22 protein-coding genes are annotated in these 21,188 nt (G+C 60.9%); 4 read left to right on the top strand and 18 right to left on the bottom strand.

Features of this window, described 5'->3' with window-relative positions:
* Window positions 1–9 precede the first annotated feature (9 nt).
* The 6 genes from L0977_RS22795 to L0977_RS22770 form a co-directional block, all read right to left on the bottom strand.
* Entirely contained in the window at window positions 10–1,380 is a 1,371-nt protein-coding gene (locus L0977_RS22795) for a fused MFS/spermidine synthase (RefSeq protein ID WP_234267213.1), read from the bottom strand.
* A 25-nt stretch (window positions 1,381–1,405) separates the two neighbouring features.
* Window positions 1,406–1,765, bottom strand: a complete 360-nt coding sequence (locus L0977_RS22790; RefSeq protein ID WP_234267212.1) for a DUF4156 domain-containing protein — start codon at window positions 1,763–1,765, stop codon at window positions 1,406–1,408.
* A gap of 89 nt (window positions 1,766–1,854) precedes the next feature.
* Window positions 1,855–3,855, bottom strand: coding sequence for a DEAD/DEAH box helicase (locus L0977_RS22785; protein WP_234267211.1), 2,001 nt, complete (start codon window positions 3,853–3,855; stop codon window positions 1,855–1,857).
* A complete protein-coding gene (locus tag L0977_RS22780) occupies window positions 3,852–4,070 on the bottom strand; it encodes a hypothetical protein (protein ID WP_234267210.1) in 219 nt (72 codons plus the stop codon). Before L0977_RS22780 ends, L0977_RS22785 begins: the two co-directional genes overlap by 4 nt.
* A gap of 138 nt (window positions 4,071–4,208) precedes the next feature.
* Window positions 4,209–4,601, bottom strand: coding sequence for a single-stranded DNA-binding protein (locus L0977_RS22775; protein ID WP_234267209.1), 393 nt, complete (start codon window positions 4,599–4,601; stop codon window positions 4,209–4,211).
* 65 nt (window positions 4,602–4,666) lie between these two features.
* Window positions 4,667–6,730: a phage integrase family protein gene (locus tag L0977_RS22770; protein ID WP_234267208.1), complete on the bottom strand. Its 2,064-nt coding sequence runs from the start codon at window positions 6,728–6,730 to the stop codon at window positions 4,667–4,669.
* Between the two features lie 218 nt (window positions 6,731–6,948).
* Here L0977_RS22770 and L0977_RS22765 point away from each other — a divergent pair, with 218 nt between their 5' ends.
* Window positions 6,949–7,185 (top strand): hypothetical protein, encoded by a 237-nt coding sequence (locus tag L0977_RS22765; protein ID WP_234267207.1) that lies wholly within the window; start codon window positions 6,949–6,951, stop codon window positions 7,183–7,185.
* On the opposite strand, the gene L0977_RS22760 is transcribed toward L0977_RS22765, so the two are convergent.
* The 12 genes from L0977_RS22760 to L0977_RS22705 all read right to left on the bottom strand — a co-directional run bounded on the left by L0977_RS22760 (window position 7,151) and on the right by L0977_RS22705 (window position 17,267).
* Complete coding sequence (locus tag L0977_RS22760; protein ID WP_234267206.1) at window positions 7,151–7,516, bottom strand: hypothetical protein; 366 nt, start codon at window positions 7,514–7,516, stop codon at window positions 7,151–7,153. The two genes, L0977_RS22765 and L0977_RS22760, sit on opposite strands and share 35 nt — an antisense overlap.
* Before the next feature lie 60 nt (window positions 7,517–7,576).
* On the bottom strand, window positions 7,577–7,867 hold the full coding sequence (locus L0977_RS22755) for a hypothetical protein (protein WP_234267205.1): 291 nt from the start codon (window positions 7,865–7,867) through the stop codon (window positions 7,577–7,579).
* Between the two features lie 54 nt (window positions 7,868–7,921).
* The gene (locus tag L0977_RS22750; RefSeq protein WP_234267203.1) at window positions 7,922–8,122 is read right to left on the bottom strand and encodes a hypothetical protein; all 201 of its coding nucleotides are present in this window, start codon (window positions 8,120–8,122) and stop codon (window positions 7,922–7,924) included.
* Window positions 8,119–8,592 (bottom strand): hypothetical protein, encoded by a 474-nt coding sequence (locus tag L0977_RS22745; protein ID WP_234267202.1) that lies wholly within the window; start codon window positions 8,590–8,592, stop codon window positions 8,119–8,121. The genes L0977_RS22750 and L0977_RS22745 overlap by 4 nt, the downstream gene beginning before the upstream one ends.
* 84 nt (window positions 8,593–8,676) lie before the next feature.
* A complete protein-coding gene (locus L0977_RS22740; RefSeq protein ID WP_234267201.1) occupies window positions 8,677–9,252 on the bottom strand; it encodes a hypothetical protein in 576 nt (191 codons plus the stop codon).
* A 10-nt stretch (window positions 9,253–9,262) separates the two neighbouring features.
* Complete coding sequence (locus tag L0977_RS22735) at window positions 9,263–10,435, bottom strand: PFL_4669 family integrating conjugative element protein (protein WP_234267200.1); 1,173 nt, start codon at window positions 10,433–10,435, stop codon at window positions 9,263–9,265.
* 41 nt (window positions 10,436–10,476) lie between these two features.
* The gene (locus L0977_RS22730) at window positions 10,477–10,872 is read right to left on the bottom strand and encodes a hypothetical protein (RefSeq protein WP_234267199.1); all 396 of its coding nucleotides are present in this window, start codon (window positions 10,870–10,872) and stop codon (window positions 10,477–10,479) included.
* Window positions 10,873–11,029: 157 nt separating this feature from the next.
* Window positions 11,030–13,006, bottom strand: coding sequence for a hypothetical protein (locus L0977_RS22725; protein ID WP_234267198.1), 1,977 nt, complete (start codon window positions 13,004–13,006; stop codon window positions 11,030–11,032).
* Between the two features lie 37 nt (window positions 13,007–13,043).
* Window positions 13,044–13,745, bottom strand: a complete 702-nt coding sequence (locus L0977_RS22720) for a hypothetical protein (protein WP_234267197.1) — start codon at window positions 13,743–13,745, stop codon at window positions 13,044–13,046.
* Between the two features lie 32 nt (window positions 13,746–13,777).
* Window positions 13,778–14,410, bottom strand: a complete 633-nt coding sequence (locus L0977_RS22715) for an STY4526/YPO1902 family pathogenicity island replication protein (RefSeq protein WP_234267196.1) — start codon at window positions 14,408–14,410, stop codon at window positions 13,778–13,780.
* 35 nt (window positions 14,411–14,445) lie between these two features.
* The gene (locus L0977_RS22710; RefSeq protein ID WP_234267195.1) at window positions 14,446–16,311 is read right to left on the bottom strand and encodes a ParB/RepB/Spo0J family partition protein; all 1,866 of its coding nucleotides are present in this window, start codon (window positions 16,309–16,311) and stop codon (window positions 14,446–14,448) included.
* 2 nt (window positions 16,312–16,313) lie between these two features.
* Window positions 16,314–17,267 carry a ParA family protein gene (locus tag L0977_RS22705; RefSeq protein ID WP_234267194.1) on the bottom strand — a complete coding sequence of 318 codons (954 nt, stop codon included), beginning with the start codon at window positions 17,265–17,267 and terminating at the stop codon, window positions 16,314–16,316.
* A 317-nt stretch (window positions 17,268–17,584) separates the two neighbouring features.
* Here L0977_RS22705 and L0977_RS22700 point away from each other — a divergent pair, with 317 nt between their 5' ends.
* From L0977_RS22700 to L0977_RS22690, 3 genes are read left to right on the top strand one after another with little or no spacing between them, the layout of a single operon-like run.
* Entirely contained in the window at window positions 17,585–18,685 is a 1,101-nt protein-coding gene (locus L0977_RS22700) for a tyrosine-type recombinase/integrase (RefSeq protein ID WP_234267193.1), read from the top strand.
* Window positions 18,682–20,190 (top strand): site-specific integrase, encoded by a 1,509-nt coding sequence (locus L0977_RS22695; RefSeq protein ID WP_234267192.1) that lies wholly within the window; start codon window positions 18,682–18,684, stop codon window positions 20,188–20,190. Before L0977_RS22700 ends, L0977_RS22695 begins: the two co-directional genes overlap by 4 nt.
* Window positions 20,180–21,139: a hypothetical protein gene (locus tag L0977_RS22690; RefSeq protein ID WP_234267191.1), complete on the top strand. Its 960-nt coding sequence runs from the start codon at window positions 20,180–20,182 to the stop codon at window positions 21,137–21,139. Before L0977_RS22695 ends, L0977_RS22690 begins: the two co-directional genes overlap by 11 nt.
* The last annotated feature ends 49 nt before the right edge of the window (window positions 21,140–21,188 follow it).

The raw sequence follows: 21,188 nt of genomic DNA, 5'->3' as shown, positions 1-21,188 counted from the left end.
CCTCGGCATTCATCGAATGCCGGTGGCGTACTTCTCAAAGTCAACCCTGTTGCGCTCGTCCGAGTAGATGCCCCTGGGGGATGGTCGCCCGCCGGCATGACAGACTGCGATGACGTTCGACAAGGCCTGTCCCTTGCGCAGCACCTCTGTACTGCAGCGGCCATACACGCTCTCCATGGTGTCCAGCAAGTGGCGCGCGTAGGGCGAGGCCAGGCGCGAGTCCAGAATCAGGTTGGCCAACAAGACCCCCTCGGGCTGCAACGTCTTCTGGGTGGCCTGCCAGAACTCCCGTGTCACCAGATGGCTGGGAATGGCCGCACGATCACTGAACACGTCCACAACAACCGCATCGAACCGGCGCGTGGTCTCAAGCACATACTGCCGCGCATCCTGTGCAACGAATTCACCTTGAACCGGTCCGCGCAGAAAATGATCCTCAGCGATCTCACGGATCGCAGGATCGATGTCCACGTAGGTGTAACGGTTCAAGGGCTCCTTCTGTGACAGCGTGAAGCCACCAGCGCCCAAGACCAGGACCTCCCGCTCCCGAAACCCAAGGTCATCCAGAAGCGTCCGACGGATGTGGCTGATGTAGGGATGGACCTTGGGCGGCGTGCTGTCGTCCATCTGGGACGACAGCGAGTTGTTGGACATGAACATGCGGGCGCGAACATGCCCGACCGAATCCAGCGGCATGACCTGGTAGTCGGCATAGGCCGTGTCGGCCGCGGCGATGGGCGTCAGGTTCACCACGATCACCCCCACCCCGACCGCCACAGGCAGCATCGTCCGGCCAAGCGGCCGAGGTTGGAGCAGCAAGGCACCTGCGAGTAGCCCAAAGGTGCAGGCCAGCACCGCCGTGGACACGCCGAAGAACTGCATCACGATCACCGACAGTGAAACCGAACCGAGGAACGAGCCCAGCGTGGACCAGTACAGCGCCGTGCCGCTGGCCTGGCCCACATGGTCGTGCTTCATCAAATTGCTCAGAATCGGCACGGTCTGCCCGAGCAACCAGGCGATGGGACACAACACGCCTCCAATGAACAACAAGTAGGCCAACCACACCGGCTGCAGTTGCGCAAAGAGTGCATTGACCACCGGCCCGGCCAGACCCACGCCGATGATGACGCCGGAGAGCAGGAAGTTTCGGGTCACGCGGGCCATATGTCCCTGCGTGACCTTGCCTCCTGCAGCGTACCCGAGCGCCAACGCGAGCAAAAAGAAGCCGATGGTGGGCGCCGTGACCACGATGGCGCTGCCCACATGAGGCACCAGGCGGCGCAGGGCCACGATTTCAGCACCCAGCGAGCAAAAGCCCTCAATGAAGATGATCAGCGGAATCAGGGCAGACGCGCGGATTTGGCTCTTGTGGTTCATGACGTGTCCAGCAACAGGTTGCGCTCTATTTGCGAGGACAAGCGAACACGCTGCCCACCACCGTGCTCTTGACCGCTCCACTGCTGTTGGGGTGGGTCGAGTGCAGTGCGTCCTGTGCGTGGACCACGTTGCCGCCCATGGCCGCGGCCTTGTTGCGCAGATCGTTGCGGGCACCGATCAACAGGTTCTCGTCGGTGGTGAAGTCACCGCTGAACACGTTGCCCTGACTGCCGACCACCTCACCGATCAGGCGACAGCCTGTGGGCTTCTGGGTCACGATCTCGACGGCAGCGCCCTGCTGTGAGACTTGCGTGGCTGCGCATCCGGCCAGCGCCAATACGGATACTGCCGCGAGCGCAGCCCATGTGACAGATCGAGCTTTCATGAAATCCTCCTGAACGGCCGTTTGAGTGAACCTGCACGCGCTGGCCAGGCAACGCACAAGCCTGAAAAAGTGGTTGGTCAGCCGACCGCTCAAGCGGCCTCCAACAGCAGTGCAGCATTGGCCGCGTCGACCGCGCTGGCCAGTTCACCAGGCAGAGCAGCCCTGACCGACTCGACCACGTCGTCCTCAGTCTCCTGCTTGCTCTGCAGCAGCCTCCACACGCCGTCATCGAGCGTGTTCTCGATGAGCGGCACGATCACCATCACGTCCCGCAGTTGTCCCAGCCGATAGGCCCGGTCTTCCGCCTGACGCATCAACGCCGGGGTCCACGGCAATGAGGCGAACGCCACATAGTTCGCGGCCGTGAGCGTGATGCCCACCCCCGCTGCCGAGGTGGTGCCGATGAACACAGTCACCGCAGGGTCGTTCTGGAAGGCATCGATGGCCGCCTGGCGGCGCTTGGCCGAGTCGGAGCCCACCAGGGTCACGCACTGGATGCCAGCCGCGCTGAAAGCGGCTTTCATGGCCTGCACCGTGGCCATGTACTCGCAGAAGATGATGATCTTGTCGCCCTCCCCCAATCCCTCGACCGTCTCGATCAGGAACTGGGTCTTCAAGGCCTCCAGCGCCTGGCGCAGCTTGACGATCTTGGGCATGACGTAGAGCGACATGTCCGCGTAGATCTCGTTGTAGGCACCCAGGCCCTCCGGCGGCGAGATGTAGCGCACCTGGCGCGACTTGGTGCCCAGGTCCTTGAGCACGTCCTTGCGCCGACGCAGCATCCAGCCCTTGAGCGCTGCGGCCAGTTCGGCACGCCGCTCCTTCGAGCCGGAGTAGGCTTTGCGGAAGTCGCGCAACGACATGCTGCCCAGGCGGTGCCCGGTCATGCGCAGCAGGGTGTGCAGCTCGACCTCTCGGTTGAGCAGCGGCGTGCCTGTCACCACGTAGCGTCTCGGTATTCGCGTGGCCAGCACGAAGGCATTGCGCGTGCGCCCGGCCTGGTGTTCCTTGAGGTAGTGCGCCTCATCAATGGCCATGACCTCGAAGGCCAGCTCGGGATCGCGCACCAAGCCACCGAGCCGCTCGTAGTTGGCGATCACCCAGTCGCAGCCATACAGGGTGGCGTGCCGGTCCTCGCCGACGATGCCAACCACCGCCTGCGGGTAGACCGCGTGGATCTCGCGCTCCCAGTTGATGCGCAGACTGGCCGGGCACAGGATGAGCACCCTGCCCTCCCCCGCGATCAGGCGCGTAGCCACAACGGTCTGACGGCTCTTGCCGAGGCCCATGTCGTCCCCGAGGCAAGCGCCCGATTGGGACACCAGGTGGTGAACACCCACCTCCTGGTAGTCGCGCAGGCCTGCGGCGGCGCACGCCTGGCTCATGAGCACACCGTCAACCTCGAACCGGCTGGCCTCTTCCAGCTCGGCCGAGAGGAACCCTGAACCCTCTTGGTCTTCGCTCCCCGCGCCCATGCCGCGCTCCGGGGTCGCCGCCGGCACCGAGATCGGCGACTCGGTGCCGGAAGACGCCACCAGGTCCTCCAGAACCACAGGGTTCTCATGGACAAAGACATGGACATCCTCGACCAACGCCACCTCTTTGAGCGTGTCCAGGATGTCCTCGACGTCACCGTGCACCTGCCAGGCCTTGGCGGCAGGGTGGTACTGACCGCGCAAGGCGTGCATGGCCTTGACGCAGAGTGGATCGAAGTAGAAGCTGACCGCGTAGCGTCCTTTGCCCGGATCGGCCTTGGCCAGCGGGAACACCTGCACATCCAGGCGTTGCGTGAAGTAGTCGGGCTGCGGTGACCGGATGGCGGCAGTGATGATGGCCAAGCCCGAATCCACGTCGACGTGCTCACCACGGTAGAGACGTTTGAGCCAGGCCAGGGCCGAAGCGTCCGAGCTTTGTTCGCTCACCCACAGGCGCCCAGGCGCGAACCAGCATGCGCGCGCCCTGGACAGCTCTTTGCCCATGCCTTCGACGTAGTGCAACTGCAAGCCCAGGCGCTTGCCATCGAACACCGCCTTGACCACCAGCTCGGGTGGCCGCAGCGCCACAGGCGCTGGCAGGATCGCCGCGCTCAAGCGTGGCTCACTGTCTGGGATTCGATTCGGTGAACGGCCTCGAAATACTGCCGTCCAGATCGGTTGTGCCGGCGTACCAGGCCATCAACCGTCAACTGCAACAGCGCCATGCGCGTCTGGTCTTCCCCCCAGCCGGTGGCGTGCACCAGGCCGCTGAGGTGATCGGGTTCCACCTGGATCAGTTTGAGCAGGGCGTCTTTGCGCTCCTGGCTCACCGGTGGTTCTGCCCTGGTTCCCTGTGTCTGTGTTGTTGTATTTGGCTTGACTGACATGTTGGGCCTCCGTGTCGTGATGAAAGGTACTGGCGACGCTTCTCATTGTTGGGATCGTCACGACGGCGGTGCCTGCGTATTTCAGGCTGGAACTTCTTCCTTGGCGCGCGAGGGCTGAAACACAATCGACTCGATGCGCGAGAGCTGCAGGGCCACATCGTCCGCAACGATCTTGATCACCTGCACCTGTTCGCCCGTTTCCTTGTCGGTGGCCATGAAGTCGCGTTCCTCGCCCATCACCAGAACGCGGGCACCCTTCTTCAGGTGGCGTGCGCAGGCCTCGGCCTTGTCACCGTAGATTTCCACCTCACGCCAGAAGCCACCCACCTGTTCCAGGTCGCCCTGTTCATTCTGACCCCAGCGGGCAAACATCACCCGCATCGAGGCCACAACGAATTCCCCGTTCTTGCCGTCAATGCGCTTGAGTTCAACGGGGCCACCAAGGTTGCCCCTGCCAATAAATATGTTCTGCATTGCAGTTCTCCGTGGTGCGTGTAGATCGGCTGCGCAGGTGCACCAGTCCTGCGAGGCCAGGAAACTCATCGTCGGACCAGACCGCCCGCATCGAACATGACGGGCAGTGCCATCACAGCCTTCAGGCGCTGGCTCATGTCTGCCTTGACGTAGATGCCGGTGGTGGCGATGGATGCGTGCCCGAGCAACTGCTGGGTCACAGGAAGATCACCACCGCTGGCCCGCAGCACCGCATGCGCGAAGGTGTGGCGCATCCAGTGCGCGCTGGCCGCGCGGAACTCCGCAGCCAAACGCGCATCCGCACAGCCCTTGGCTGCACGCTCGCACAGCGCCTTGATCACCCGGTGAATGCCCGCTACCGACAGCCCGCCGTTGTCCTTGGCCAGGTCCGGCCCCACCGGCTTGGCCACCACAGAAATCAGCGGCGTTTTGCTCAGGTCCAGGGCCGGCAGCACGCCTTGCTGCTCCAGCGCCCTGCGGTCGTCCAGGTGGCGCTGCAGCACCTGCACAACGGAGGGCTTCAAGGGAAGCAGCCTCTCCTTGCCACCTTTGCCGATCACACGCAGACACTGGGCATCCCCTGTGGCATCGCACTCCTCCCAGTCCGTCCGGGTGGTGATGACATCGCCCCAGGTGCCGCCCAGCTCGCCAATCCGCACACCAGTGGACGCCATGAGCATCAACAGCGCCCGCGCACGACGTCGGGCAGGCCCGGGCGGCATGGCGTGCACGACGCTGACGAGCATCTGCAGGTGGTAGGACCGGAACGAGCGGTTCGTGTCGATCTGCGGTGCTCTGCCGCGCCCAGAGGCCCTGCGGATGCGCGAGAACGGGTTGGCCACCAGGAAACCTGTTTCGACCAGGAAGCCATACAGGTGCCCGATGGCGGCCAGGGCGCGTGCCGCGCTGGCACCCGAGAGCGGTCCACGCATCGGGCGCCATGCAGCGTCTGCCCTTCGTGTCGGCAGCTCGCACAACCAGTGTGCCGGCGGATCGACCAGAAACCGGGCGTGATCGGCCGCGTCCGTGACGGTCAGGGTGGACAACGTCTTGCCGCGTTCATGCGCCCAGAACAGCAGGCGCTGCGCGTCCCGAGCGTAGGCGGTGCGGGTGTGAGGAGATTTGAAGCTCAGCGTGTCCAGCCAGGCCTTGACGGCGTCGAGGTCGGACTGCACGCCCAAGGCGTTGGGCCCCATCGAACGCAGCGAGTCACCCCCGCCTGCAGGGAGCGAACCCTCGGCCAGCGCTGCTGTGCCGGGCTGCTCGACCAGGCTCTGTCCCAGCGCCGGGGATGGTATGGAAAACCATACGGTATGTTTTTCCATACGGTCCAACGTGTCTTCGGCATGGCTGTCCCAGCGGCTGCGTGAAGCGATTTTCAGTTCCAGGAAGGGCTCATGCTGCACCAGCCACCCGACGAGCCGCCTGGCGCGGTCCAGGCCCACGCCGGGGACGTGCTTGTACCAGTGGCGCCCGTGCCGGTTCACGAAGTGCACCAGATCCTGCAGAAGCACGATCTGGGCGTCCACCAGCCTGGTGGTCAGGCTCAGGCTGAACCACAGGCGCACCGGGTCTGTGGGCTTGGGCAACACCACGCCACGCGACTGAACGATGCTCAAGGCCCTCAGCACCGCGTCGAGGTCGACCGCTGCAGCCTCAGCAGCGGGTGCTGGTGTCGCCGCCAGCTGCTCCCCATACCGTTCCTGGTACAGCTCCAGGATCTCGCGCTCGCTGAAGTCCTCTGCGCCGATCTCTTCGGCGAACTCGTCGAGACTGGGAATGCTTGGCAGCGGCCGCGCGATGGAAGATTTTTCGCAAGCTGTTGAATTCACTTGCGATTTCGGAAACCCGGTGTAGCCCGACAGGGCTTTGGCAGCCGCCTGGTCCTCGATGCCGTCCAGGATGTCGGCCGCGATCTGCAACACCTGCCGCAGGTGGGCGCTGGCCACCCGCTCATCCACCAGCGACTCGGGCAGGTAGCGCTGCGCGGCCGCGGCCGGCGCCAAGCCCTGCACCACGGCCCGTGCAAACGAAAGATCGTGCAGACGCAGACCCGCCTCGCGTTCGACACGGGCCTTTCCCGAGGGCCGGCCACGCCGCGTCAATTTTTCGGCGACTTCCGCTATCAAGATAAGTCTCCATTATCTTGATAATGGAAAAAATACCCTAAATCGGCTTGGACAAAAGTACGAGGTCCGTAACTGGGTGTTTTTTCCTTACGAATCAAGGAGTTGGCAGAAAAGGCGGGAAGGTACCCCGTGGTAGATTGGCGGCGTGGGGTCATCGCTCTTGCAGGAGCTGCCCACGCCGTCCGTCCACTCAAACCACATTCAAGGAGTACCTTCCCATGAACACACCCGCGACCATCCAAGACCCTTCGCAGCCGGTTACCCAGGCCCAGTTGGCCTGGACGCAGCACCTGATCGCAGACAGCCTGCGCTCGCTGGTGAGCTACGTCGAAACCCGGAACGACGAACGTTTCGCGCATCACGCGGCCGACCTGATGGAGAAGCTGCACGAACATGCTGGAAGGCTGGAATCGGCGGCGCTCAGGCCCGAACCGAATCCTTCGATGGACTGGTGACGCCCAGCACCCCACCATAAATCGGGTGCTCAGCCAGCGCCCGATCATGGGCTTGCTGGAGCATCAAAGCGCCAGAAGACGTCGCCGTAATGGCCAACATCTTCTGGCCATGCGATGCAATCAATGCCGCTTTGTCCAGCTCAGCTTGAACGCCGGCCACGAATCCCAAGCAATTATCCTTGATGACCGGGTCTTCGACATGGGAGTTGACCCAGTCGATGTATTCGTCGGCACGCGTCAGCAAGAAGGCTGCGATAGCCTGATCCCGCAACTCGGTTGCAACGGGTTTGACACGCATGTAATTTGCAATAGGAGAATGGGAAGAAGTCATGATGCTCCTTTAGTCTGGCAATCAGGTTGTATTGAATTTCCGGCGACAAATACGATCGGGTTAGCTTTCTTCATACAAGACAGGTGTTCCAATCAGCGTCACATAGAGAAATGTCCCATTGGAGAACTCCTGCGACGTGGTGGATACCTGAATACCGACCACTGCATTCGCCTCAGCCGGCACCTGACTGTTCAGAGCATCAAAAGCTTCTTGGTATTCATTGCCTGCGCCTTGCAGCACTTTCTTGAGCAGACCCTTGCTTGAAATCTCAACTTGAGATACCGACCAGATCATGGGAAATGATTTGACCAGCTTCAAGTGAGCGGGCAAAGACGTTGTGAGCATCAGCATAGTCGATCCTTATTCAGGTGGAAGCGAAAATTGAAACTGACAGTTTCTCTGCCATCATCGGCTCTTGATAAAAGACTCGATCAAATCCGTTGCAAGGTTGGTTTTCCCAGTGCGGGTTTCCCCAAGCACCATGGTATGCCCTTGCTTGGATGCTGATTCTTGAAACGGGCGGGTCATACCCTCGCGCGTTGTCCCAATAATAATTCGATGCCCGGTATCGCGATTCGAGCCGGGGATTCGCTCTGTGTCACTCATGATTCGCCTTTCGATGGTTTGAAATCAAACTGCTGCGTCAAAGGACCGACAGCCAGTTCATCAAGGTGAGAAATCCACGCAGGGCAAACATAGACCATGCCTGCGCCTGAAGTTTTGGGGGCCAGTGCCACAACGCAATGCGCTGAACGCAACCCAAGGCACATCGACCGGAACGAAACAGTGCCAGAAGCGAATGCCCGAAGCACATTCCAGCGATGCGCCAACCGGAAGCGCTGCGATCTTGATTGCCACACAGCCAATCGACCTGGCGACCCGAAATCGCCCTCATCTGGATCAAACGCACTATTCACGCTCGCTCCACGCAAGACGGCTATCATTGATTCGGCGCGCGTCCACAGCTCCATCAACACTCGATAGGGCATCCCAACGATGCGGTCGCGCGCCACCCATTCGCACTGGTTGTTGGGCCGCGCTATTGGCGAGCACCACGCACCAAGCATCAAAGCCACCAGTGATCAGCTCGGCAAAGTCCTCACGGCTCAGGCCCAGCGTGAAGTCTTCGGCTTGCCTCACCGGCATCTCGTCCCTGGACTTCACGACAGCGCTCCCCCCAAGGTCACCGGGCGAGCGAAAACCTTTGGGGCACCCTTGAGTACCACTTTGCGGGCCGTAGCAATCGCGCGGCGCAGCTCCTTGTGGCGTTCGTTGAGGTGCACCGCCTGGCTGGAAGCCAGTCCATACCAGTCCCGCGTTCTAGGGGCAAACTCGGCAAAGCGCTGCTGAGCCTCCGGCCAGGGCACATGCCGGCATGCACCACTCCTCTCGCGCCAGCGCAGGAACGTCAGGCCGGTCGAGTTCTTGACATGCAGCACCAGGTGCATCTGCCCATCCTGCACCCCCTTGGTCGCCTCGGCCAGTTGCTTCATGGCTTCCACGGTCCGATCCAGCTCTGTCAACAGTTGGCGCAGCTCCAACAATTTGCCCCTACCCGTAAAGGCCTTTGTGTCAGCCTGTTTTTGACAGGCCTGATCAACCACAGCCTGCCTTGCCCACTGGGCTGGATTGACAACAGGCTTGAGCCGGTTCTGATTCGTCACTGGAGCCCTTTCCACCACAGCCCTTTCATCACCAACCCTTTCCATCAAAGGGTTCGATTGCGGCAGGTTCATGAACATTGCTTCAGACCAGCTTTGCGGCAATCTCTTGCGCGGCTGCCTCATCCAGCGCACCCGCGTCGGCCTCGCGCTCGCGACGCAGCATCTCGTCGCTGACCACCTGCAGCAGCTTGCGTTCGGCTTGCGAGATCTGGATGCGGCGGCGTGAATGGCGCGGCTGCAGCTTTCCGGAATACACCTCGGCAGGGCAAGGTCCAAACACCTCGGCGGCGAACTGAACCCGCTTGGCGCCCTCGGGGTCGCCATCGGGAACGAAGTCGGCCCGACACAGGCCCTTCATTTCCTCGCGCATGAGCCAGCGGTCGAACCGGGCGGTCTCATTGAACACGCGACGGATGACCCGCGTGGTCTCGGTGATGATCTGCCGCACCTGCGCATCCGAACGCAGGTTCTTGCGCTCCAGGGTTTTCTGCAACCGGACGAAAAAATCGAAGTCGGTGACCAACTGGGCCACCGCATAGCCGTAGGGCGATTTGAAGCCCAGGTTCAGGACCTGAGGACTTGAGGACTGAAGCACGGAGAACGTCAGCCCGCGCGCCTTCTGCTGGTCCAGCGCCGCCTGTGCGTCGGCGATGTGCTTCGCCAGCAGCTTGCCCACCTCCTTGATGGTCTGTTCGTGCCGCAGCAGTCCCCAGTCCGCGTAGGGGTTGTCGTTACCGGTCAGCACCCACAAGGCGCGCAATGCCGCAGCAACGCGCTTGCCACCAATGATGGGTTCGAGTTTCTTCTCCGGGTCACGCGAGCGCCCCATGAACATCCTGAACGCTTCCTTGGTGTGCAGTGCCATCTGATCCACACCGTCATCGACCAGCGAACCCAGGAAGTTCATGGCCACCGCCTCCTTGTGCTCGACCAGCGGGTCGGCACCTTTGGAGGACTGGTACTGCGCCTTCATCCGGTCCAGCTGGTCTTCCCGGTCGATCAGCTCGATATGGCGGTCGTACAGAGGGTCGTTTTCGTCATGCTGGCGGCTGGGGTCAGCGAGGAAGTCGGCCAACACTTCGCGCTCCTTGGCGATGCTGTAGCCGTCGGAAAACGGAGAGTTCGGCTCGGTCTCGAACATCATGCTCTTGGCAGCAGGAATGAAAACGGTGCTGCTGGCCATAGGGGCGGTGGCAGCGGTAGCACCTTTGCCGGCCTTCTTGCCAGTGCTGGGGGATGTGGTGGTCGTGGCCATGGTGGGTTGCTCCTGTTGATGGCTTTCAGAGGGTGCTTCGATCAGGCGTCAGGACTTGGGGGCGCGTCAGGTGGAGACCTGTCGGCCTTCCAGCTTTGAAGAAACGGGTACTGCAGGTCATCCATGCCCGGCAGATGCTCGGGCAGCGGTTGCGACAGCAGCGCTCGGACCTGTTCGGCGTTGACCTTGAAATAGGTCTTCGTGTTTGCGTGGACCCGAACAGAGATCAGGTCGAACTCGACCAAGTCCCGAATCGCTTTTTCAACCTGTCGCTGAGAAATTTGATTGCCCAGGTACCGGTGCGATAGAACCAGCGCACTGCATGCGTACTCTTTTTCATCTGCCTGAACCTCCAAGAGAAACATCAGCACCGAGGTGTTTCTGAGGCTCTTCAGGCGGTACATCAGATTGACAAAAAGCTCTGTGTTGTCGGTCATGTTGGTTTGCCTTACCTTGTTCTACCGTTTGGGGAAACCTGGTACCCGTTACCAAGTTCACCCGTTTGGTGGAACCGGATATCGAGCACCGTGTTTCTTGATGAGCAGCTAGCACCGAACGGCGCTACCCCCGAGATTGAAAGAACGACGCTCGGCCTCACGACGCATCTCCGCGTTTGGCCACGAACGCCGCGCGCAGCTCCTGAAGTCGCTGGCGGTGTTCACGTCGAACCTCTGAGTCGTGGTCCACGCCGGCTGATTCAGGCTCAGCCTCGCGAGAGGGGTCCAGGTCGGGCTGTGCTGTTGTGCCTGCATTGGCCAGCCGTTCTTCATGACGCTGGCGCCGCTGCCGCAGTTCAGCAATCTGGGGCGCCAGCGCCAGCGCCACGAAACCGCTCTGGTGCTTGCGGATGAGACCGTGCAGCCAGCCGGTGGGGTTGTGGATGACCTTGTTGGGGATGGCCAGGTGGCCGGCCAGCTCGTCCAGGAAGGCCTGTTGCAGGTCTTGCGGTGCCTGACCCACGGTAGCCAGCACCCCGGCGTGGTGACTGTGGTCCAACCGCTCGGGCAGGATCAGTTCTGCGGCCTGTGAACGGATTTCGCCTGCCGGCTTGTCGGATCGAATTTCCGGGCCTACAGGCGATTTTTCTGCATCGGTGCTACCCACCCCTTGGCTAGCCATCAAATCGGCTGCGTGACCGCAATTTACCCCGTTGCCGTCGATTTTCTGATCAACGGCTGTTTCGGATTTCTGGATTTCGGAATTTTCAACCCGACGACGACCGGGTTTGCCGCCGGCCGAGTTATCCACAGGCGCTGTAGTAGTCGTTTGTAAATACCTTGAAATACCTTGTTCTTTATAGTTTTTAAAAAAGGGCAAATTCACATCCAAAAAAGGGCAAATTGGGTTCTCAAAAAGGGCAAATTCAGCAGAAGCTGACAGGCGCGCTGTGGATAACTTTTGCGCCGAGTCGCCCGCCAAAGGAGCTGCCGCAGATTCAGGATGGAAGCCGTCGCGCGCAACCAGACTGGGTGCGAACAGCGACCTGATCAGCTGCTCGGCCTGTGCAGTTGGCGCAGGAGTTGCTCCGTCGGTGGCTGGCGCAGACTCAGCCGTGGTGGATCGAGGGCCAAGCGGCAGCGGCCGTGCCAAACCCACTGGGGAGAACAGGGTCAGTTGCTGCTGGGGCAGTGCTGAGCGGCTCAGGCCGGTCACCGATCCCTTGACTGGCTTGCCCTGCTTGGGCGCGGGAACGGCTGGTACCGCTGCCAGGGTTGCAGGCGCAGCCTGCTTGCGCGTTGAGCGCTTGCGCACCGGCTTGTCCTGCGCCTGAAGGCACGAGGCAATCGCCGCCAGGTTCACGCGCGTGGCCACGACCTCGTTGGTGGCGCGGCCCTCGCGGATGAACCCAGCGGCCTTGAGCTTCTCGCGCGCGTTGCGCTGTGCCTTGATCCCAAGACACAGGGCGATGCGTGCCTGTTCGGGCCGGTAGCTGAACTCACCGGGGAACAGTTCCACTGCAGCGGTGTCGGCCAGCGGATTTCGCAGGGCGAAAGACTGTCGCTGCAGGAGGTAGGACAGGTACAGCCCAGCCGAAACACCACCACAGATGTCCGACAGCGGCTTGTAGAAGCGAATGCAGGAGCGGAACAGCTCGCCCATGGACGCCCATGTGAGTTGTTCCAGACCCAGAAAGCTGGCGGTGGCCTGCAGGTTGACCCGGTAGTGAAGGATGGCGGGACGACCGGCCAGGGCTTCTTCCAGCAACCCGCGCCGGGCCAGCTCGCCTCGCACCGAGGTTTGTTCGTGCGTGCTCAGACCGGTGGCCTCGCGCCACTGGGCTGCACTCATGAAGAACCAGCCTCGGCGGTGAGGTTGAGCCTGCGCCAGGTAGCGCGACCAGTACAAGGCGTGTCCCAGGAAGATGGCTGCCTTGAAGCTGTCCAGCCGCTGCGCCAGCAGAGGGTGAAACTGGATGAATCCTCTCGCATTGAGGTGACCCAGCGCCACGTCGTGGGCGCGCAGGTCTCCCATGTCGACAGGAGCGCCTGGTGGCACTCCTTCTGTCGGGGTGTCCGATTGCGCCAGCTCTTGTAGCGTTGGCTGACGCAGTGAAGCAGTGGATTGGAACAAGACGGCTGCCCGGTTCTTCTGATGGACGGTGTGCGGCTCAGGCTCTGCGGCGCGACGCACGGGCCTGCGCACGGCGCTCCAGACTGGCCACGTCCACTTCGGTCGCCAACGAGGTTTGCTGGATCAACTCGGCCAGACCCGCGCTGTGTGTCAGGAGTCGCTGAGTCAGTGCATTCATGTCCAGGGCGAACATGGAAACGTTCTGACCAGATTGCTTGCCCTCATCTGCGAGCAATTGGCACTCGATCAGCTGCCGCTGGGCTTTGCGCTGTTCCCGATAGGTCAAACCGGTTTGCGCTTCGCACTGGCTCGCTGAGAGCGCAAAACGGAAGATGCCTTGCGCATCCACCAGCTTCTTGCCCTGACTGTCCAGCAGCGACAGGACCAGGGAGAGCCACACAGCGGCGGTAACGCTGCCGCAGACATCCACATAGACGCGATGGAATGCGACTGGTTGGCTGCCCAGCCAGTCAAGCAACACAGCCTGGCTCAGGTGGTGATTGCTCAAGCCGGTGGTCGCCAGGGATGCCGCAGCCTTGTCTGTCGTGCCCGGTGCGGTCATCGGTACAGCGATGGGCGCCATGGGCAACGGGGGAAGCTCCTGAGCAGGCGCCTGGGTGACCACCAGGGTCAGCTCAGGCTTGACCATGCTGCGACGCCGGGCGCGGCGGTTCTTGAGCACCAGCCGAGGTTGGCGGTACGCCGACTCGGGCACGGGGATGTTCAGGGTTTGCGGCATGGTCAGCTCCTTGTGGTTGAGTGAGCGTGGGGTTACGAGAGGTATTGGGATTCGACAGGCGCCACCTGAGGTCCAAGCTCCTGCACTGGAGCCGGTGTGGTGGATTTCGAGTCGTCGAATTCCGTGATGACGCGGTGCAGGGCGGCAATGGAGAACGCACTGAACTCCTTGTGAAGCGCCGAGAGGCGGTCGCGCTCATGGCTGTTCGGGGCCGATTGCCCGATGTCGTGCCATTTCTGGTGAATCTTGTCGCGGATGGACGCTGGGGGCATGCGAGGCCGACCGTTCGGCCCGGCCTTGCTCAGATCAAGCTCGGTGCGCAGGCGCTGCAGCTCTTGCTTGGAGAGCGTGAACAGACTGCGCAGCAGCTCGATGGACGCGCCATGGCGAATGAAGTATTCCTTGAGCGTCTCGGTGTGCTTGGCAATGTCGCGGCGCCATAGGCAGGCTTCGAGGTTCTTGATGTCGATTTGCACCGACATGGCCAGGCCCCCGTTGCGCGCGGCGTAGAAGAAATCGCGCAGCGGCCGCTGCCTGAGATCGTCGACCAGTTCGGGCCGGAAGCCGCTGGCCAGCAACTGGTCCAGGCCTCCGGCCTCGGCCTGTTCGACCACATGCTCCAGAAGCATCTTGGTCAGTGTCGGATCGCTGATGTTGATCATCATGTTGGTTATCCCCTGGGTTGGTTGAAGAAAAAGGCTCAGTCGGGCAGGTCTGGATCGGGTGTGACAGTCCGAACGAAGCGTTCGGGGTGATCCAGACGCAGTTGCTCCATGGCGCGAAGCAACTGCACGGTGAGGTAGCCCAGCTCGGGCTGGTTGAACATGAGGTAGACCTCCGCGAGCAGCATCGCGGGGTCGCCGGTTTCTGCGGTGCAAGCCCGCAGCGAGCCGGAGTAGCTCTGACGGAACACGTCAGGACCCTGCACTGCTGCGCTGGCCCAACGCGACTGCTCGGGATCGGCAAGGGTGAACCATTGCGGGTCCACCTGGCCGCTGAGCGAGGCCAGGAACTTCCACGCGGCCGCGCGCAACTGCGGGTAAGGCAAGGTCTTGTCCCCCACGTTCTCCAGCGATGCAGGAAGGTCCATGAGGTAGCCAAAGGGCATTTCTGGGACGTGGAGGATGCAGTCGTGCAGCACGACCAGATCGCTGATGTCCAGCACCAGGCTAAGCACGTGGGCGGTGGGATCGCCCTCTTTGACCTGGTCGGGCAGACGCGGATTGCGTTTGGCTGCCGACACGACCGGCTGCATTGGCGGCGGCTGGACAGGTGTCGGAGCGCCAGCCTGTGCAGGAGACTGGCTCGGTGCAGGTGTGACCCCATGGCCCGCAGGCGCGGCTGATGCCGTCGGCGCGGCAGCAGGAGCCGGCGCGCGCGGCACGCCAGCGAGCATACCGGCCAGGGCGCGCTGCTGAGGCGCAGGTGCTGGAGCGTGCACTGAGGCGCCTTCGTCGGTCACAGCAGCGGTGGGCTTACGGATCTGGATGGCCCGCAGCTCGTCTGCTGTGATCCGGCTGTTGGATTCCACCGCGCTGATCATCAAGGGCACCACCTCGGGCGAGACACCCACCGCTGTGGCCAGGGCCTGATGCAGATCGGTCACCAGTTCGGCCGCGTCGAGTTCGACCGGCTTGGTTTCAGCGTCGGCGGTGTCCTTGGGTCCGCTGCCCGCTGCCATGCCTGCGAGCAGTTGGTCCCGGTGCTTGAGCAACACGGGCTCGAACAGGTCAGCAGTGTTGCGCACACCAAAGTACGTCGCCACGGTCATCGCACCGGCCAGGCCCGGTCGGATGATCTCGTTGACCTCCTTGGCCATGAGCCACTGGCCCAGCGGCTTGAGGTGCTCGACCGCGAAGGCAAAGTTCTGGATGACCTTGACACCGAAGTTGATGCCGTGGGACTTGAGTTCACGCGCCAGTTCCCCTGTGCTGAGCACCGAGCTGTGCTCGGCCTCGAACTGAGCCTTGAAGTCGGCCACGCCTTGGGCGCGCTCCCAGAACGAGATTTCGCCACGGTTCTCGTTTTCGGCAAGGTGCGCCGAAATCACATTTGCGTGACCCGGCCACGCCTTGACGATCACCTTGAGGTGGCTGAAGCGGTTGTCACCCGACTCGTACAGCTCCTTGGCGATGGCCAGCCGCGTGTTTCCCCCGCCATACGGGTGAAACTTGGCCTCATGGTGCGGCCGCGTGACCGTGATGGGATTGGTGATGCCGTCAGCAATGATGCTGGCCTTGAGGTCGTCGTACCGTGGGTTCTTGCCCGTGCGGGGGTTGTGACCGTAGGCCTCCAGCTCGTTGATGGGCAGCATCGAGAACGAATCGTCCGGGTCCGCTTTCGGATCGAGCGATGGCGTGGGAACCGCCGGGCGAGATGGCCGCGCCACCTGGTTCAAGTTCGCACTGACCAAGGCGTTGTAGGCCGCGTTCCTGGCATCGGCCCGAGCGGTCGGCGGCGGCTTGTTGGGAGTCACGCTCAGCGCCGGCAGCTGAGCGCCCTGACGGACCAGCGCAGCGGCTCGCTCCACTGCCGTGAGCGTCTCCGGGGTTTTCCTGGTCGCCATGCTCAGGCTCCCTGGATCAGATCGGTGTCGGGGTCGAGCGCGCTGTGCTCGGTGGGGGCCTGCAGTTCGCCCTTGTGATTGGGAGTGAACTTGCCTTCCAGCGAAGCGATCAGCTCCCACATCAATCGATGCATGATGTCGCTCGACTTGCCCGGATCAATCCAGTGAACCGGCACTTGGGCAGTTGCTGCCTTGGGGAAGGCAGCAATGGCCGGAATCATCGCGTCCATCACCGTGACCTTGCCGCTGAGCTGGATGAACTGATCGCGGATGTGCTGCGTGATGGTCTTTGAATCAACCGTGTTCTGGTAGTGATTGATCACGGCCCGCATCGGCGGGATCGTGTAGCCCATGTTGCCGGCCGATTCGTGGCGGTCAATCAAGAGTTGCGACCCGCTGATGAACTCCCGTGCGGAGACGATGTCCGGCTTCGCCGGAATGAGCAGCATGTCGGCCGCGTTGACGGCCGCATCCTGCAGGTGACCCACGGCACCTTGGGTGTCGATGATCACCACATCGTATTTGGAGGAGACGGCCTCGTTTTTGATGGCCAGGCGGATGCGAACCAGCTTGTCCAAGCGGCTCGACAGCCAATCCTGCAGCGCGCTGTCATAGGTGAACACCCCACGCTCTTCGTCAAACCGCTGGGTGTCGGAGCGCACCAAGTGCAGAAAACCTCCGCGCACGTTCAGAACCGAGGTGTCCCCACGGAAATTGTCAGGAGGGAGGCACACATGGCTGATGCAGTCATCGGCCAGCACACCTCTCTGGATCATGGTCGTCAGGCCATGTTCTGCGACGTGGGAGAGCTGGAAATGTCGGGTCAGTGCGGGCTGGATGTCCGCGTCAATGAGCAGGACACGGTATCCCATGTCTGCCAGAAAGCCACCAATGTTGGCACAGAGAGTGGTTTTGCCGACGCCGCCCTTGGTGGCGACAACTGAGAGAGTGAGCATTTGATCCTCGCTGAACTGGGTTGAACCGGTTCAGAGAAAACCAACGTGCCTGCCTGCGAATTTCGGTCAAATACCCGATTAACTCGGTCATTTGACCCTATAGTTGCTCTAACTGTCGCCATTTATTGGCGGCAATATACATTGTGGAATTAAAGAGTAGTATAGACGAGAGTTGCTTTATGCGGTCCACATATGCAACATCACAGTAAAACTGTGTAGTAAATCTGTTGCTTTTCATGCTCTTAAGACAAACACCACTTGGACCAACTCTGGTCGACGAGAACTCCGTGCCCAGGTTCTGGGCAAGCACTTGGTCGATGTTCGAAGGCACAGATCTAGCGCCTTCAACCTTGAGTCAAAAACTGGCTCATATCAACGCCCTGTACGTACACGTCGAGGAGCTGGGCGGGAGCCTTGACGATGTCCTCAGTGACATGGACTTGGACAAGCTCGGCAACCTCCTGGAGTCCTTCTTCATCAAGCTGAGGAACGTTCCAAACCCGAACGGATCGACACTGAACCGCTGGAATACTGCATTTCATTTCGTGAGAGCCACTTTGATGCGGCTCGAAAAAAACCCCGCCAAAGGCAAACCCCTGGAGGTGGTCTTAGGTCGGATCAATCGTCTTGACAACCTCTATTTGGGCCTTCGCCCGTACCGACCAAAGAAGGCCTTCAGGCCTAAAGCTCTACCGCGATGCGTGGTTTTGGAGTTGTTGGACGCTCTGCAACCGGGCTCACCGACCAATCCTTTTCGGTCGGAAACAACCCAGTGGCGAATGCTTGCGCTCGTATCACTCATGCTCTATCAAGGGCTGCGACGTGGCGAGGCGTTACTGCTCCCTGCTAATTTCCTGAAAACTGAGAGAGAGCCTCGGACTGGAGAATTTCGCTTCAGGCTTTCGGTCGGGACCATTGAAACTGAAGATGACCCACGTGCAAATGTCCCAGGCATCAAGACGGACACGTCTATTCGCACGATCCCTGTTGCTCCACAAACCGCTGCGGTGTTCCAGACATATTCAGAAAACTACAGAGGACGGGTAGACCATGGGTTCTATCTGAGCAGCATCCGAGGCATGCCGCTCTCGCTCGCCGGTGTCAACAAGGCTTTTGACCCACTCACAGAGGCGTTGTCATCGGGTGCACGTGCTGAGCTCCTGGACATCACTGGATCCGACCGATTGCGCCCGCACTCGCTTCGACACACCTGCGCAGTGGTTCGCTTGCGACAAATGCAAGCGGCGGGTGTTCCTATGGACAAGGCAATGATGAACCTCCGCAGCTTCTTTGGCTGGTCGAAGGACTCAGTCATGCCACTTCACTACGCCAAAGCGGCACTCGACGAACAGCTCAACGAGAGCTGGAACGACAAACTCGATGACCGGCTTGCCCTTCTTCGGAGCTTGCCCCAATGAGCAACCCGTTTCCGACACCCCATCTGTGGAACGCTGATGAGCACTTCTCCGCGGAGGTAGCTCGGCTTCCCTTGCCGCCCCGCGTCATCGTGTACGAGGACGACTACTCAGAAAAGATGTGTTCGGTGAACACCGACGAAGCCCAAGCAAGCATGAAGCTGGCTGATGCAGGAGACCAAGTCGGCCTGAATTTCATGGCCTTCGGAGAACTGGTTCGCCCACTGGTCCGTCTTTTCCTGCTGACTTCGCTTGTCGACTACGCGCCTGCGACAGTGCACACCTATTACAAGGGCTTGAGGGTTATCCCCGAAAGATCACTTGTAGCCATAGCCGTGTCAGAACCAGCCACGCTGCGTTCCAAATGGCCGGCATTGGCCACAGGGCTCTCGCACGAAGCAACAACGGTCTTCAAGCGATTTGTCTCTTTTTTGTGCCTGGTCGGCTTTGGACATTGGGATCACCGGCATCAAACACTCGTGTCAGGGCTTCCGGCTCCTCGTAGAGACAGCTACGCGGCCGTCCGATCAGGAGATTGCTTCCTGGAAATTGAGGAGGAGGCCGCATTGGTTCGCTGGATAGACCAGGCCACAGCCTCGTTCAGCTCAATGAGTAAGTCTGACCTTCGAGTTGCGGCGCTAGTGGTCTGCTCATATCAATTCGGTATGCGTCCAAAGCAACTGGGAACCTTGCGCAAGCGCGATTGCGAGATTCGGATCAGCAAGGAAGATGGCATGCCATCGGTCTACCTGACATTTCGAACGCTCAAGCAACAAGACGTCCAAGCTTCGCGTCTTCCTCTGTTGCGAAAGGTGAAAAGGGAGTGGGCGCCTTTGATCGCAGCCACTTACGGACTTCTGTCGGATGCACCCAGCTCGGCCTACTTCTTCGGGTTCGGGAACAGAAAGGTGCTCAGTGCCGCGCTCATCTCAAAGTTGGACGAAATACTGCCTGGCCGCGGACGTGTTGCATACGATCTACGTCACTCCATGGTCCAGCGCATGGTCGATGCCGGCGCTAGTCAAGAAGAAGTTGCAGCAGCCCTTGGACATACCCACCTCAAGACAGGTCTTGTGTACTTCCGTGCTTCAGCGAACCAGGCGGAGCTGGTCAACAAGGCGCTGGGGCTGTCCGAGACCTACCAAACGGTGGCAAAGATTGCATCTGAGCGCTTCATCTCAGAACACGAGCTGTCGGCACTCAAAGGCGAGCAGCAGATTGCAGGCGTACCCCACGGCATTCCGATTGCTGGCATCGGTGGCTGCAAGACTGGCCAACCCTCGTGCCCCAATAACCCAGTAACTGCCTGCTACGGATGCCCGAAGTTCATGCCTGTGCGAGATCTTGCTCTGCATGAACAGGTACTCAATGACTTCCGCGGAGTCGTGAACGAGTTCAGGGTAAGCGGTACCGGAGACCAGGAATCCCCCGCATATCTGCAGTTACGAAGAACTATCGCGGAAGTTCAAAGCGTCATCGCCCAGCTGGAGGGCGGCGATGACAACTAACGTCTTCCCCCTTCATCACCCCACCCTGCCCGACCCAGGAAGGAACCAAAACTTCGACACCTTCGTGGGTTCGATGAAAGAGCTGGCGGCCCAGAACGCCATTGACTGGGACATCGCCCTTGATAGCCGGGGTATCGCTCTCTCAGGCACTGCCTGGGATCTTCGCAAGATTGCCAAAGACGGTCGGCCCAAGTCTGCTGTTCTACGAACCTTCAGTTTGTCCTCCGACGCACTCGACGACATAGCAGCCCGCAATCCAGGTTTGCCTCGCCGTTCCGATGGTCCTATTGGCGTTGAGTGGCAGGACTTCTTGAAATCTGTGGTGCTCGAATACTTGCTGGTTCGCAGAAAGAGTATTCCGTTCGTCGCAGCCGCATCTACGGCCATCCGGTTTATGGCAGCAGTCGCAAATAAAGAACCCTGGCAGGTGACTGCAGAAGACGTGCAACTGACGTGCGAGTTGGCCGACGCCCGGCAGCCTTCAAAGGGGACGTCCATCGTCCTCCAAGGGATCATGACTACAGTTGTGGACCGGCTGCATCTCGCAGACGCCTGTCCGTTGATGAGCTTGGTCAAGCGATCCAAAAACAGCGCTGACAAGCGATCGAAACTCTACTTGGCACAAGACAAGCTGGCCAAGACGCTCTCGGAACGCAAAGCCGAGCAAAAGCTGCCGGAGCAAAGGGCGTTCTGGGAGCTGGTTCGCATCGTGTTCACAGAGAAGCCAAAAACCTTGAACGATGCGATTCGCTTTGTCATGGTCAAGGTGCTGCTCTTCACCGGTATGCGAGTTGGCGAGGTCGCCCTGCTTCCTCTGGACTGGAAACGAAGGCGGACTTACTTGGACAGAAAGGGACGTCCTGCCGGGGAAAGCGGGGTGAGCGTCCAGTCAACCCATCTTGACCGGCCGCAAGCGGCTCATTTGGACTGCTACTTTGCACCGATGTAGGCCACGCACTCCACGAGGTTGAGGCAGGCCAGCAGCAGGTACTTCTCGG

Source organism: Hydrogenophaga sp. NFH-34 (assembly GCF_021401345.1).
GTDB lineage: Bacteria > Pseudomonadota > Gammaproteobacteria > Burkholderiales > Burkholderiaceae_C > Hydrogenophaga > Hydrogenophaga electricum.
This window is presented reverse-complemented; position numbering and strand designations above follow the sequence as displayed.